Here is a 13,557-nt window from a genome sequence, read left to right on the forward strand (position 1 = left end):
AAAAACGATGGCACGGGACCATCCATCCGAACGGGTTGCTATAATAGGGACAGAATTCCACCCGTTCAGGAGGGTTACCGTGCAGGAATATACGATTGCCGTCGTGGATGACGATCCCCATATACGCGAATTAGTCGAAGCTTATCTGCGCAAGGAAAATTACCGTACGATCGGGCTCGGCTCGGGCGAGGCCGCCTTGGAGCTGCTTGAAGGCGATCCCCCTCATATGTGGGTGCTCGATCTCATGCTGCCCGGCATGGATGGCTACGAGCTGTGCCGCCGCATCCGCGACACGGCGGAGGTGCCGATCATCATGATCTCCGCCAAGGACAACGAGGTCGACAAAATTCTCGGACTCGAGCTCGGCAGCGACGATTATCTCGTCAAGCCGTTCAGCCCGCGCGAGCTCGTCGCCCGCGTCAAGCGCCAGCTGCAGCGGCTCCGCCGGCTGCAAGGCATGGAGGAAGCGCCGGCATCCGCCGTCCGCATCGATGCGGGGCCGCTGCTTCTTTTGCCCGAGGAAAGAAGGGTATTCTGGCATCGCGAGGAGGTCGACCTCACCTCCAAGGAATATGCGCTGCTCCAGCTGTTCGCCGAGCGCCCGAACCGCGCCTACACGAGAGAAGAGCTGCTCGTGCAAGTATGGGGCGACGATTATTTCGGCAGCGACCGGGCGGTCGACCATCTGCTCAAGAGACTCCGCAAAAAGATCGCCGGGCTGCCCGTCGAGGCGGTCTGGGGACACGGCTACCGGCTGCGCGCCGAGGAAGGGGGAGCCCGCCATGAAGCTGCTCCATCAAATTAACCTCGCCTTCGGAGCGGTGCTGATCGTCGTGCTCGGGACGGCCGCGCTCCTGATCCATTTCGTTCTGCTCGACCATTTCATCGGCTCGCAGAAACAGGAGCTGCGGACGATGGGAGCGAGCATCGCCTCTTCCCTGGAGGTCACGCAGGCACAGGCTTCCTTCAGCAGCACCGGGATGGCCGCGGTCCGTCCGACGGATACGATGAAGCCCGATTTGTCGATCGGGAGCATCGGGAAGAGCCCGCTGATCGCCACGGCCAGGGACAATTCCGGAAGCAGCGAGACGGGCGCGAAGACCTACAGGCCGCAGCCTCGGTCAACGGTTCTGACTGCGGCCGACGTGCAGGCGATCGTGACCGATCCAAGCGGCAAAATCGTGACCGACAGCGTCGCCCTCCCCTCCGGCATGGCCGCCTCGTTCGTGCCGGCCGAGCTGCAGGGAGTCCGTCTTTCCTCGCAATCTGCGCAGGCCATGCAAGCGACCATGACGCTGAAGGAGCTGTGGACAGGCGCGGACAGCCGCTACATGGTCCAGGTCAATGAGGTTCCGCAGGGCACGCTCACCCTGCTCGCGCCGATGAGCAAGGTGAAGGCGCTGGAGAAAGCGCTGTTCGGACGCCTGCTCTTTGTGCTGGCAGGCGGAGGCGTCCTCGTCCTGCTGCTCAGCCTGTTCATTACGAAGAAGCTCATCCGTCCTCTCATGGAGCTGCGGGAGGAGCTTAAGAAGGTCAAGCAGCGCCAGTTCGCCGAAGTCCGGCTGATCCGAGCCGGCGGCGAGATCGGCTCCGTCGCCCGCACCGTCCATGAGCTAGCCGGGGAACTGGACCGCTACAACCGCGTGCAGAAGCAGTTTTTCCAGAACGCGTCCCATGAGCTCAAGACTCCGCTCATGTCGATCGCCGGTTATGCCGAGGGCATCCGCGACGGCGTATTCGAAGGCGAGGGCTCCCGGCGCGGCCTCGACATCATTCTCAGCGAGAGCGGACGGCTCAAGAAGCTCGTCTCCGAGATGACGCTGCTCGCCAAGCTCGACAGCGAGGAGGATATATTCCGCTCCGCTCCGGTGCCGCTGCGGGAGCTGGTCGACGAGGCGCGCGAGCGGATGAACCCGATGCTGATGAAGAAAGGGCTCAAGCTTGTCGTGGAAGCCGGGCCGGATGCGGCCGAAGCGCTGACGGTCGAGGCGGACAAGGACAAGCTGCTGCAGGCGCTGCTCAACATCGTCGCCAATGCGGCCCGGCATGCCCGAAGCATCATTACGATCCGGATCGAGTCCGACTCCAAGGGCATCCAGCTCACGGTCGCGGACGACGGCTCCGGCTTTCCCGAATCGCTGCTTCCCCAGCTGTTCCACCGCTTCGTCAAAGGCAAGGACGGCGACACCGGCCTCGGCCTCGCCATCTCCCGCGCCATTGTGGAACGCTCCGGCGGATTCATCCGGGCCGGGAACCAGGCAAGCGGCGGAGCCGTCATCTCCATGGGCTTCCCTCCTTCCGGCTAGCCATGCCAAAAAAGAGCCTCCTTCCGCCCGGGAAAGAGGCTCTTGCTTATCCACACAGCCTTGGTCCATGCGGCTTTAGTCCATAGGCTTAAGACCGCGAGGCTTTTATGCTTCCGGACTTTATTTCATGCCCGAAATATTGTAATTCTCGATGATATGCTTCTGGAAGAAGACGAAGATGATCATGATCGGAACGACCATGAATGCCGCTCCCGCCATCTGCAGCGCGAAGTTGGTTCCGTGCTGGCCCTTCAGCAGCGACAGGCCGACCGAGAGGGTGTACAGCTTCTCGTCGTTGGCGATGATGAGCGGCCACAGGAAGCTGTTCCAGCCCCCGATGAACGTGAGGATCGCCTGCACGGCCAGAATCGGCTTGGACATCGGCAGGACGATCTGGGCGAACAGCCGGAATTCGCTCGCCCCGTCGAGGCGTGTCGCCTCCATGATCTCATCGGGCAGCGTCGACATGAACTGCCGGAACAGGAAGATGCCGAAGGCGCTCGTGAAGCCCGGCAGCACGATGCCGAGCATCGTGTTGGTGAGGCTCACGCTGTTCAGGATCAGGTAGACCGGAATCATCGTCACCTGGCCCGGTATCATCATCGTGGCGAGCACGAGCAGGAACATTTTCTCGCGTCCCTTGAAGCTGTACTTGGCGAAGCCGAAGCCGGCCATCGCGTTCAGCAGCAGCCCGACGAAGGAGAACAGCGTGATGAGCAGCGTGTTGGTCAGGTAGGTGCCGAAGTCCATCTCGGTGAACAGCTTGCCGAAGTTGTCGAACGTGAAGGCTTCCGGCCACAGAGTCGGCGGAATGCGCTTGATCTCCCCTTCCGTCTTGAACGAGGAGAGCAGCATCCAGATGAACGGCAAAATCATCGCGACGCCGAATACGGTCAGCACGATGCCGGCGGCCCACTGCTGCAGCTTATCCCGCGAGCGGCCGGTCGGGGCTGCCGATTGCGCTTGTTTAGGTGTCAAGGACATGACGGTAAGCCTCCTATTCCTCGGCTTGCTTCCGCTGGAGTCTCAGCTGGAGCAGGGTGACGGCGATGATGATGAAGAAGAGCACGAACGATCCGGCGGCGGCATAGCCGAAGTTGCTGAACTGGAAGCCGTTCTGGTAAATGAACAGAGACGCGGATACGGTGCCGTTGAGCGGCCCGCCCTGGGTCATGACGAAAGGCTCTTCGAAGAACTGCAGCCAGCCGATCATCGTCGTCACGCTGACGAAGAAGATGGCGAAGCGCATCATCGGAATCGTAATCCGGGTCAGCTGCTGCCAGTTGCTGGCGCCGTCCAGCTGCGCCGCCTCGTAGTACGAGCGGTCGATGCCCTGCAGCGCCGCGATGAAGATGATCATGTTGAGGCCGATGCTGCGCCACAGCGCCAGCAGGATGAGCGACAGCTTGGCGATCGTCGGGTCGGTCAGCCAGGCCACCTTGCCGAAGCCGAGCGACGTCAGGACGTAATTGAAGAGGCCGATGCCCGGATTGTACAGATAGCTCCAGACGACGGCCACGGCCACGACGTTCGTCACGGACGGCAGGTAATAGACGACCCTGAATACCTTGAACGCGCGCGAGCGTCCGAAGTTGATCAGCAGGGCGGCTCCGAGCGAGCAGGCGATGACGAGCGGCACCCCGATGACGACGTAGAACAGCGTGTTGCGCAGCGCCAGCAGGAAGACGGGATCGCCCAGCACATCGGCATAATTCTGCAGGCCGACGAACTTGATGCTGGAGTAGTTGGCCAGCCCCGCCAGGTCCATGTCGGTCAAGCTGATGTAGACCGCGACGAGAATGGGCAGCAGGGAGAACACGGCTAGCAGGATGAGGGTCGGTCCGATGAAGACGTACGGCGCAGCCCTTGAAGGTCCTTTCATCCATTTCACTTCCTTTACGGGTCCTGACGGAAGGCGGAGTGCAGATCAGCCGGCTGCCGGAGATTCCGGCAGCCGGCCCCTGGCCGTCAGCGATTTATTTGTCCAGCAGCTGCTGGGATTGCGCGTTGAAGTCTTTGAGCTGGGCATCGATATTTCCGTTCGCGCGGTAGATCTGCTCGAAGGTTTTCACGAAGTTTTGGGAGATGTTGTCCCAGGCTTTGACCAGCGGCATCGGCTCGGCGTTTTTCAGCTGCTCGCCGACGACGCTCATGTTGGCATCCCCGCTCAGCTGCGGATCTTCCCATGCCTTCATGTTGGCCGGCAGCTCGCCGGTCTGCTTCATCCATTCCAGCTGGTTTTCCGGCTTGCTCAGGAAGGAGACGAACTTCATCGCTTCCGCCTTGTGGTCGGTGAAGTTGAACACGGTCAGGTTGGAGCCGCCGAGCGAGCTCATGTTGTTCTCCTTGGCGGGAAGAACGGCCGTCGCCCATTTGCCGTCGATGTCCGGAATCTGGTCCTTGATCGTCTTGATCATCCAAGGCCCGCTGATGAACATCGGCACCATGCCGTCGCCGCCGAACGTCTGGGACGTATCGAGGCCGAGATCGATCGGAGCGTATCCGTTCTTGAAGAAGCTGTCCAGGTAAGCGACCGTGTCGCGGTATTGCGGCTGGTCGAATTGCGCTTTGTTGCCCTCGATCAGCTTGGCGCCGTTCTGGCGGGCGAACATGAAGCTGAGCGTCGGCTCCTTCGGGTCGAACCCGATGCCGTATTTGTCCTTGCCCCGCTCGGTCAGCTTCTTGGAGGCGTCAAGCAGCTCATCCCAGGTTTTCGGAGCGTGGTCGTAGCCGACGGACTTCAGCACATCGGTGCGGTAGAACAGGATTCTCGTTTCAGCCAGCCAGGGCACGCCGACGGTTTTGCCGTCGAACTGGGTGGAGGTGACGGTGCCCTTGAAGAAATTGTCCGCTGCAAGCTCGGGGTAGCTGCCGAGGTCGGCCGTCAGATCGGCGAGAGCTCCAGCCGCAGCGAACTCCGGCATCCAGGTTGTGCCCATCTGCAGCACGTCGGGACCTTTCTTGGAAGCGACCGCCGTCAGCAGCTTGTCATGGGCGCTGCCCCAAGGGATCGCCTGAACCTTGACCGTGACGTTCGGATTTTCTTTGGTGAAGGCGGCTGCCATCTGCTCCATCGGCTTGCTGCTGTCTCCCATCGCCCAGACGGAGAGAGTGACCTTGCCTCCGTCAGCGGAGTCGCTGCCGCCCGAAGAGCATCCCGCCAAAGCGGTTCCTGCGAGCATGACGGCCGCGATGGCGGCGCTTGCAGTTTTCGTTTTCATTTGTATTTCCTCCCCTGGTTAAGTTGCCCTTTGCTCAATTGAAACGTTTCGAATTGAATTATAGATCAACTTGAAATCGCATTCAAGGCTTTTTTGATGAAGATATTCCCCTTCATATATAGCCGAATAGGCCCCCCTTCCCTAAAGAATTCGCTTACATTGATTTTCAACTAAGGTTTGACTTCATTTCCCACCTTTGTTTATACTCGGATTACGTGTTGTCGAAACGTTTTTATTATCTTTTTTCCAGATAAGCAGGCGTTTCTTGTCTATCGAAAGGAGGAAACACCCTATGCCTACCCCGCAAACAAATGTCCAGCCAGCCTTGTGGAGACTGGAATCCGGGTCTTTATCCTTCGCCTTCCATGCTTCCGGCGACCTGTACGAGGCGCTCGGCGGCGGAATGATGCTCAATCAGCTCTTGTCCAGTCCGCTGGACGGATCGCTCAACAATCTGTACCTGCGGATCCGCCGTCCGGACGGCTTCTCCGTCCATCCTCTGCTGGGCGTCTCCTCGCGAAGCGCCGTCAGCCGCCAAGGGCAGCGCATCACCTGGAGCGGCAACGCGGAAGAAGTCGGGTACGAGGTCTCCTTCCTGATGTCCTCCAGCGGCAGCTGGTTCTGGGAGATCAAGCTCGACTCCGCCGGCGTTTCCCTGCAGACCGATATCATTTACGGCCAGGATATCGGCCTCGGCGCCCCGGCTGCAGTCCGCAGCAACGAAGCCTACTGCTCGCAGTACATCGACCATTCGGCCTACCGCGACGAGCGTTACGGCTGGAGGGTCTGCTCGCGCCAGAACCAGCCGCAAGGCGGATCGTTCCCTTATATGCAGCAGGGCTGCCTCACGGGAGCCGAATCGTACTCGACCGACGGCTTCCAATTTTTCGGCCTCTCCTTCAAGGACAGCCACCGGCCCGAGGCGCTGAGCCTGGATCGGCTTCCCTCCGAGGTCTACCAATACGAATTCGCCTATACCGCTCTGCAGTCGAAAACGCTTGATCCGGCGAATGGCGCCGAGGCCGTCTTCTACGGGATGTTCCGGGAGCATCATCCGGAAGCCGTCACGGAAGCGGCCTATTCCGATCAGTTGGAGGAAGCTTGGCGGGAAGCCAGCCGTCTCCCCGCAGCAGAAGGCCCAGCCGTGCCGGTTCCGCTCCGCTCCGCCGATCTCGGCGATCCGCTGCTCTCCCGGCCGCTTTCTCCAGCCGAGCTGGCGCAGCTCTACCCGGTCCGGCTGGAGGAAGAATATTCCGGCGGCGAGCTGCTGTCCTTTTTTACCCCGGATTACGAGCATGTCGTGCTGAAGGCCAAGGAGCTCTCCATGGAGCGGCCGCATGGCCATATCCTGATGAGCGGAGCTCCGGACCGGGCAGCAGCCGAGATGCTCACCTCGACCGCTTACATGTACGGAGTGTTCCACTCCCAGCTGGTCGTCGGGAACACTTCCTTCAACAAGCTGATCGGCCATGTGCGCAGCGCTCTTAACGCCGCTCATGCTTCCGGCTTGCGCCTGTACGCCGAGGTCGACGGACACTACCGCCTGCTCGCCATGCCTAGCCTGTTCGAGATCGGCTTCAACTATGCCCGCTGGCTCTATGTCCTCGATGACGACACGCTGGAAATCACGAGCTTCGCAAGCTCTTCCGCGCCGGATGCCGTGCTGGAGATCAGATCCGCCAGCCGGCTGTCCCGCCGTTATCTGGTTACGGCGCAGATCACGATGAACGACCGCGACTACGAGATTCCATACGAGCTCCGGCAGCAGGACGGCAGCCTCATCGTCTCCGCCTCCGAGGGATCGCCGATCCGGGAAGCTTACCCGGCGCTCTCCTACCGCATCAGCGCACAGGGCACCGAAACGGCCCTCAAGGATGAGCGGAGGCTCATGCCCGGCCTTGCTCCGAGCGCCGCCCCTCTGCTCGTGCTGGAGACGGCACCGTCGGCAGCCTGGAGCCTCCGCATCGGAGGCCGGCTGGACGGCTGGAGAGGCTCCGAGCCGGACCCTGCCGAGCCATTGGTCTTTGAAAGCGAAAAAAACCGCTACCGCGGCGGCATGGCAGAGCTCATGAACCACTTCCGGCTGGAGCATCCGCAGGACATCGCCTCCGTACGGCGCCTCGACATGCTCGCCTGGTGGTACACGCACAACATGCGGGTTCATTTCGCCGTTCCGCACGGGCTGGAGCAATACGGCGGCGCCGCCTGGGGAACGAGGGACGTCTGCCAGGGGCCGGCGGAATACTTCCTCGCCGTGCAGCATTACGAGGCCGTGAAGGACATTATCCGAACCGTCTACGCCCACCAGTACGAGGCAAGCGGAGGCTGGCCGCAGTGGTTCATGTTCGACCGCTATTACCGCGTCCAGCAGGAGGAGAGCCACGGCGACATCATCGTCTGGCCGCTGAAGCTGCTCGGCGACTATATCGCCGCGACCGGCGACCTCTCTATTTTGGACACCGAGCTTCCCTATACCGGAGAGGACAGCTTCGAGCCTACGCGGCAAAAGCATTCCCTGTACGACCACGTCCTCAAGCAGATGGACTACATCCGCTCCCGCTTCCTGCACGGCACGTCCCTCTCCTCCTACGGAGACGGCGACTGGGACGATACGCTGCAGCCGGCTAGCGCCGAGCTGCGCGCCTATATGGTCAGTAGCTGGACCGTCGCGCTGACCTATCAGGCCGTCCGGCAGCTCGGCGGCTTGCTGGCCGCGGCTGACGGCGGACCACGCTCCTCGCAGCATGCCGCCTTCGGGGCGGGACTGCTGAAGCTGGCGGAGGGCATCCGCGAGGACTTCCACCGGTACATGAATCCGGACGAGGTCATCCCCGGATTCCTCTACATGGAGGACGCCCGGCATCCCGACAAATGGCTGCATCCGTCAGATGAGCGCACCGGCATCCGGTACCGCCTGCTGCCGATGACTCGCAGCATGATTGCCGGGCTCATCACTCCGGAGCAGGCCGAAGCGCATTACGCGCTGATCAAGCGCGAGCTGAGCTTCCCCGACGGCGTGCGCCTGATGAGCCGGCCCGCCGCCTATGAGGGCGGAGTCAGCACCCTCTTCAAGCGCGCGGAGCAGGCGGCCAACTTCGGCCGCGAGATCGGCCTGCAGTATGTCCACGCCCATATCCGCTTCATCGAGGCGATGGCCAAGCTGGGCAAGCCTGACGAAGCCTGGCAGGCGCTGCAGGTCATCAACCCGATCGGAATCGCCGATGCGGTTCCGAACGCGGAGATTCGGCAGAGCAACGCCTACTTCAGCAGCTCGGACGGACGCTTCGCGACCCGGTACGAGGCCACCGCACGCTTCGAGGAGCTGCGGCGGGGAACCGCCGCCGTCAAGGGCGGCTGGCGCATCTACTCCAGCGGCCCGGGAATCTATATGAACCAGCTCATCTCGAATGTGCTCGGCATCCGCGTGGCGGCGGATGTCCTGCAGCTGGATCCCGTCCTCCCAGCCGAGCTGGACGGCATGAGCTTCCGCTTCGCGGCCGCAGGCCGCTCCGTGCGGATTCTCTACTCCCTCTCCGGCAGCGGCGGAGAAATCCGGCGCATCGCCGTCAACGGCAAGGAAGCTTCATTCGGCCGTCTGGCCGGATCCTACCGCAGCACCGGGGCGGAGCTGCCGCTGGCGGGGCTGGAGCCGCTGTGGCTGTCCGACGCCGAGGCCGTGAACGAGATTGTCATTGAAGCCTGAGGCGTGCCGACAGATAACGCTTACGAATAGGAAAGTTGTGGTATAGTTGAAAAAAAAACCTTCTCCAGGAGGAATCTCGGTGGTCAGCATCAAGGATATCGCCAAGCAGGCCGGAGTGTCGATATCGACGGTCTCTTATGCGCTGAACGGCAGTCCGAAGGTCACATCCGAAACCAGCGCCAAGATTCTGGCCATCGCCAAGGAGCTGAACTATATTCCCAATGCGGCGGCCCGCCAGCTCAAGAAGCAGGAATCCCGGATCATCGGGGCGTTCCTGACCGACTTCACGGGCGCCTTCTACGGCGATCTGCTGCAGGGAATGAAGGAAGTGCTCAACCGCAAGGGCTATGACCTGATCGTCTGCAGCGGCATGCAGTCGCATCGCCTGCTGCCGGAGCGGATGATCGACGGAGCCATCATTCTCGACTCCACCTTCTCGGACGAGGAGCTGCTCGACTATGCCGACCGCGGTCACAAGCTGGTCGTGCTCGACCGGGAGCTCAACCATCCCGCCGTGAATCAGGTGCTGCTCGACAACAAGGCCGGCGCGAACCTCGCCATGGACTATCTCATCGGCACGGGGCACCGCAAGCTGTACGTCGTGTCGGGGCCGGCCGACACCTTCGACTCGCGCCAGAGGATGATCGCCGTCCGGCAGACGCTCGACCGCCATCCGGAGCTGGAAGCCGTCATTATCGAAGGCGACTTCAACAAAGGCTCCGGCGAGGAAGCCGGACGCGTCATTCTGGAGCGGAACGAGGGCCCGGCGGGCGTGTTCTGCCTCAACGACGAAATGGCCATCGGCCTGTACAACTACGCCGCCAGCCAAGGCGTCCGGATCGGCGAGGAGCTCTCGCTCGTCGGCTTCGACAACATCGACCTGACCCAGTATCTCGAGCCTCGCCTCGCCACCATCGATTACTCCAAGTACCGGTGGGGAGCGATGGCGTCGGAGCAGCTGCTCCGGATCATAGGCGGCGAAGAAGTCGAGCATGAGCGGATCTACGTCTCTCTGATCGAGGCGGATTCCGTGCGGCGACGTTAGGCCGACTGACCGGCACCGCCCTTCGGGCGGCATGACGGGTCGCGGTGCGCAGGCCGCCCTTCTGTTTCGCATCGATAGAGTCGCCGCTTTCCGTTCCGCGCTTACGGGCGGCAAGCACATCCGGCTCCGTTCCGAACCAAGCAGCAAAAGGCAGCATCCCGTTCGGCTCCGTTCAGGAACCAAGCAGCAAAAGGCAGCATCCCGTTCGGCTCCGGCCGAAGGGATGCTGCCTTTTTTCACAGCCAACTGTTAATTTAAGGATACGGAACCGAAATATTGCTCATCCTAGCTGTACCAATCCATATAGGAAATCAGGTGACGGGATGACGAATCAGACGCCTGCAGGGACCTCCGGTGCGCTCAGCCCCGCCCTGAACATCAACGCCGGGATCATCCACGCCGCCTTCGGCAGCAGCCCCGACCTGATCCATCGGGACTTCCAGGCCAGCCTCAGCGACGGCACTTCCGTTGAAGGCGCCGTCTGGTACATCGAGGGCATGTCCAATTCCACCTTCATGATGCAATCGCTGTTCTCGCGCGGCGGCAGCCATTCCGAATGCGCGACCGTGGAGGAATGGATCCTTTATTGCAAAACCCGGGTCATCACGGAAGGCTCCGTCAAGATGCTCCATACGTTCGACGAGCTGTACGACAAGCTCCTGGACGGCCACAGCATCCTCATGCTGGAGGGCTCCCCCTCCGCCCTGTCGGTTGCGACGAAGGAAGTGAAGGCCCGCTCGGTCGAGGAGCCCAACGTGCAGTCCGTCGTACGCGGCCCGCGCGAGGGCTTCACGGAGGTGCTCGGCTGGAATACGGCGATGCTGCGGCGGAAAATCGCGAATCCGACCTTGTGGTTCGAGTCGACGACGCTCGGCACCGTGACCAAAACGGCGGTGGCTGTCGCTTACGTGAAGGACCTTGTCGCTCCCGCCGTTCTGGACCAGGTCAGGGAAAGGCTTGCCCAGATCGACATCGACGGCGTTCTGGAAAGCAACTACATCGAGGAATACATCCAGGACAAGACCTTCAGTCCTTTCCCGACCATCTTCAATACGGAGAGGCCCGATGTGGTCGCCGCCGCGCTGCTGGAAGGCCGGGTCGCGATCATGGTGGACGGCACCCCCTTCGTGCTGCTCGTCCCGGCTCTCTTCACCCAGTTTTTCCAGTCCAGCGAGGATTACTATCAGCGGGCGGATTTCAGCACGCTCATCCGCCTGCTCCGGTTCGCGGCTTTTTTCCTGGCGACGCTGACTCCGTCGTTCTACATCGCAATCTCGACGTTCCACCAGGAAATGCTGCCGACAACGCTGCTGTACAACCTGGCCAGCCAAAGGGAAGGGGTGCCCTTCCCGGCGTTCATCGAAGCGCTCATCATGGAAGTGACCTTCGAGATTCTGCGGGAAGCGAGCGTGCGCATGCCCAAGACGATCGGCCAGTCGATCTCCATCGTCGGCACGCTCGTCGTCGGCCAGGCCGCCGTCGATGCCGGACTTGTCAGCGCGGCGATGGTCATCGTCGTGTCGATCACCGCGATCGCCAACTTCGTCCTGCCCGCCTTCAACATGGGCATCGCCGCCCGCATCATCCGCTTCGGACTGATGCTGCTGGCAGCATCGTTCGGACTGTATGGCGTCTTCCTCGGCATCATCGCCATCGTGCTGCATCTGTGCAGCCTCCGCTCCTTCGGAGTGCCCTACATGTCGCCGATGGCTCCTTTCATCATGGGCGATCAAAAGGACACGCTGTTCCGGATTGCGATTCCACGGATGAAGAACAGGCCCCGCAGCCTCCACCCGCAAAAGCTGAGGAGGCAGAAATGATCCGGAAGCCGCGCATCACCAGGCTCGCGCCTGCCTTGCTCTGCCTGCTGCTGCTCCTGCCTCTAGCCGGCTGCTGGAGCCGCCACGAGCTCAACGATATCAGCATCGTCGTCGGCATGGGCATCGACAAGAAGAACGGCCGCTACCAGGTATCGGCCCAGATCGTGAACCCGGGACAGGTGACCCAGAAAAAAAACGGCGGCGGAAGCTTCAGCCCCGTCGTCACCTATCAGGCCAGCGGGCTCACCATCCCGGACGCCCTTGCCCGGATGACGGTCAAGGCGGCGAGAGAGCTGTACCTTTCCCATCTGCGCATTCTCATCCTCGGAGAGGAGGTCGCGCGCGGCGGCATCAGCAAGCCGCTCGACTTCATCTCCCGCAACCGGGAGCTGCGGACCGACTTTTTTCTCATCGTGGCCAAAAACGCTTCGGCATCGGAAATTCTGGACATGTACAGCCCGATCGATCCGATTCCATCGAACAGCTTGTTCACGAAGCTGGAAACGTCGGACAACACCTGGTCGGCTACGGGCAAGGTCACGCTGGACCGGCTGATCCAGGATTTGTCCAAGGAAGGCAAAGGTCCGGCCCTGACGACGATCGAGCTCGTCGGCAAGCCTCTGGCCGGAGACAAAATATCGAGCGCACAGGAAATAAATCCGGCTGTCGTGCTGAAATATGACGGCATGGCCGCCTTCAAATACGATCGGATGGCGGGATGGATGGACGAGAACGATGCTCGCGTGCTCAACTTCATCCAGAATTCCACGTACATGACCACGCTGACGGCCCCGTGCCCCAGCAGCAAGGGACTCGTCTCCTATCAGGTGCTGCGCTCCCATGCGAAGATCCGCTCCCTTGCCCCGGACGAATTCGAGGTCGTGCTGCATACGCAGCAGGACATCGCGGATATCGGCTGCCGGCTGGACATAACCGATCCGTCCACCTTGTCCGCTCTGACCAAGGCAGCCGACGAGAAGCTCGAGGCCATGATGAACAAAACGATCCACAAGCTGCAGAAGCAGCTGAAGGTCGACGTGTTCGGCTTCGGAGACGCTCTCCACCGGCAAAATCCGAGGGAATGGCGCAAAATCAAGGACTGGGATCGGGAGTTCGAGACGGCGAGAGTGAAAGTGAAGTCCGTCAGCACGATCCGCCGGATCGGCACGACGATCAAGTCCATGCAAGACGAGGTCCAGAGATGATAGGAGGTTGGAGAAATGTGGCTGTGGACCGGAATTGCAGGAGCGTGGGCGCTGACGGGACTGCTGGATCTTCCCGCCCTGTGGAAAAAGGGCAGGAAGAAGGAAGCCGCCGGAGTCGCGGCCGTATTGGCCGCGGCTACGGCCGGAGGCCTGGCATGCATCCTCATGCCCGTCCCGCCCAATCCGCTGATCGGAATCGCAGCGGTCATCTCCGGTTATTCCAAAGCCTTTTACGCCCTGTTCACCTGAGAGGAATG

At 61.4% G+C, this 13,557-nt stretch carries 10 protein-coding genes; 7 read left to right on the plus strand and 3 right to left on the minus strand.

Translation table 11 applies throughout. The features are described 5' to 3' along the window. Positions 1 to 79: 79 nt before the first annotated feature. A complete protein-coding gene (locus CIC07_RS18945; protein WP_076353902.1) occupies positions 80 to 805 on the plus strand; it encodes a response regulator transcription factor in 726 nt (241 codons plus the stop codon). Beyond that, positions 783 to 2,306 (plus strand): sensor histidine kinase, encoded by a 1,524-nt coding sequence (locus tag CIC07_RS18950; RefSeq protein WP_076353900.1) that lies wholly within the window; start codon positions 783 to 785, stop codon positions 2,304 to 2,306. Before CIC07_RS18945 ends, CIC07_RS18950 begins: the two co-directional genes overlap by 23 nt. Positions 2,307 to 2,426: 120 nt before the next feature. On the opposite strand, the gene CIC07_RS18955 is transcribed toward CIC07_RS18950, so the two are convergent. The 3 genes from CIC07_RS18955 to CIC07_RS18965 all read right to left on the minus strand — a co-directional run bounded on the left by CIC07_RS18955 (position 2,427) and on the right by CIC07_RS18965 (position 5,527). After that, positions 2,427 to 3,290, minus strand: coding sequence for a carbohydrate ABC transporter permease (locus CIC07_RS18955; protein ID WP_083687868.1), 864 nt, complete (start codon positions 3,288 to 3,290; stop codon positions 2,427 to 2,429). A 13-nt stretch (positions 3,291 to 3,303) separates the two neighbouring features. Continuing rightward, positions 3,304 to 4,188 carry a carbohydrate ABC transporter permease gene (locus tag CIC07_RS18960; RefSeq protein ID WP_076353898.1) on the minus strand — a complete coding sequence of 295 codons (885 nt, stop codon included), beginning with the start codon at positions 4,186 to 4,188 and terminating at the stop codon, positions 3,304 to 3,306. A 94-nt stretch (positions 4,189 to 4,282) separates the two neighbouring features. After that, a complete protein-coding gene (locus CIC07_RS18965) occupies positions 4,283 to 5,527 on the minus strand; it encodes a sugar ABC transporter substrate-binding protein (RefSeq protein WP_076353896.1) in 1,245 nt (414 codons plus the stop codon). 292 nt (positions 5,528 to 5,819) lie between these two features. Between CIC07_RS18965 and CIC07_RS18970 the strand changes: the two genes are divergently transcribed. From CIC07_RS18970 to CIC07_RS18990, 5 genes are all read left to right on the plus strand, one after another. Next, entirely contained in the window at positions 5,820 to 9,230 is a 3,411-nt protein-coding gene (locus CIC07_RS18970; protein WP_076353894.1) for a GH36-type glycosyl hydrolase domain-containing protein, read from the plus strand. 79 nt (positions 9,231 to 9,309) lie between these two features. Continuing rightward, positions 9,310 to 10,275 carry a LacI family DNA-binding transcriptional regulator gene (locus tag CIC07_RS18975; RefSeq protein WP_076353892.1) on the plus strand — a complete coding sequence of 322 codons (966 nt, stop codon included), beginning with the start codon at positions 9,310 to 9,312 and terminating at the stop codon, positions 10,273 to 10,275. 323 nt (positions 10,276 to 10,598) lie between these two features. Beyond that, entirely contained in the window at positions 10,599 to 12,095 is a 1,497-nt protein-coding gene (locus tag CIC07_RS18980; protein ID WP_076353888.1) for a spore germination protein, read from the plus strand. After that, positions 12,092 to 13,300: a Ger(x)C family spore germination protein gene (locus tag CIC07_RS18985; protein WP_083687867.1), complete on the plus strand. Its 1,209-nt coding sequence runs from the start codon at positions 12,092 to 12,094 to the stop codon at positions 13,298 to 13,300. Before CIC07_RS18980 ends, CIC07_RS18985 begins: the two co-directional genes overlap by 4 nt. A gap of 15 nt (positions 13,301 to 13,315) precedes the next feature. After that, a complete protein-coding gene (locus CIC07_RS18990; protein WP_076353886.1) occupies positions 13,316 to 13,549 on the plus strand; it encodes a hypothetical protein in 234 nt (77 codons plus the stop codon). Positions 13,550 to 13,557 lie beyond the last annotated feature (8 nt).

It is taken from the genome of Paenibacillus sp. RUD330, assembly GCF_002243345.2.
In the GTDB taxonomy this organism is placed as follows: domain Bacteria; phylum Bacillota; class Bacilli; order Paenibacillales; family Paenibacillaceae; genus Paenibacillus_O.

What these genes read in the sequence shown, in the direction of transcription:
- CIC07_RS18985 (WP_083687867.1), top strand. Translation starts at nt 12,092, where the DNA reads ATGATCCGGAAGCCGCGCATCACCAGGCTCGCGCCTGCCTTGCTCTGC.
- CIC07_RS18955 (WP_083687868.1), bottom strand. Translation starts at nt 3,290, where the DNA reads ATGTCCTTGACACCTAAACAAGCGCAATCGGCAGCCCCGACCGGCCGC.
- CIC07_RS18965 (WP_076353896.1), bottom strand. Translation starts at nt 5,527, where the DNA reads ATGAAAACGAAAACTGCAAGCGCCGCCATCGCGGCCGTCATGCTCGCA.
- CIC07_RS18960 (WP_076353898.1), bottom strand. Translation starts at nt 4,188, where the DNA reads ATGAAAGGACCTTCAAGGGCTGCGCCGTACGTCTTCATCGGACCGACC.
- CIC07_RS18950 (WP_076353900.1), top strand. Translation starts at nt 783, where the DNA reads ATGAAGCTGCTCCATCAAATTAACCTCGCCTTCGGAGCGGTGCTGATC.
- CIC07_RS18980 (WP_076353888.1), top strand. Translation starts at nt 10,599, where the DNA reads ATGACGAATCAGACGCCTGCAGGGACCTCCGGTGCGCTCAGCCCCGCC.
- CIC07_RS18990 (WP_076353886.1), top strand. Translation starts at nt 13,316, where the DNA reads ATGTGGCTGTGGACCGGAATTGCAGGAGCGTGGGCGCTGACGGGACTG.
- CIC07_RS18970 (WP_076353894.1), top strand. Translation starts at nt 5,820, where the DNA reads ATGCCTACCCCGCAAACAAATGTCCAGCCAGCCTTGTGGAGACTGGAA.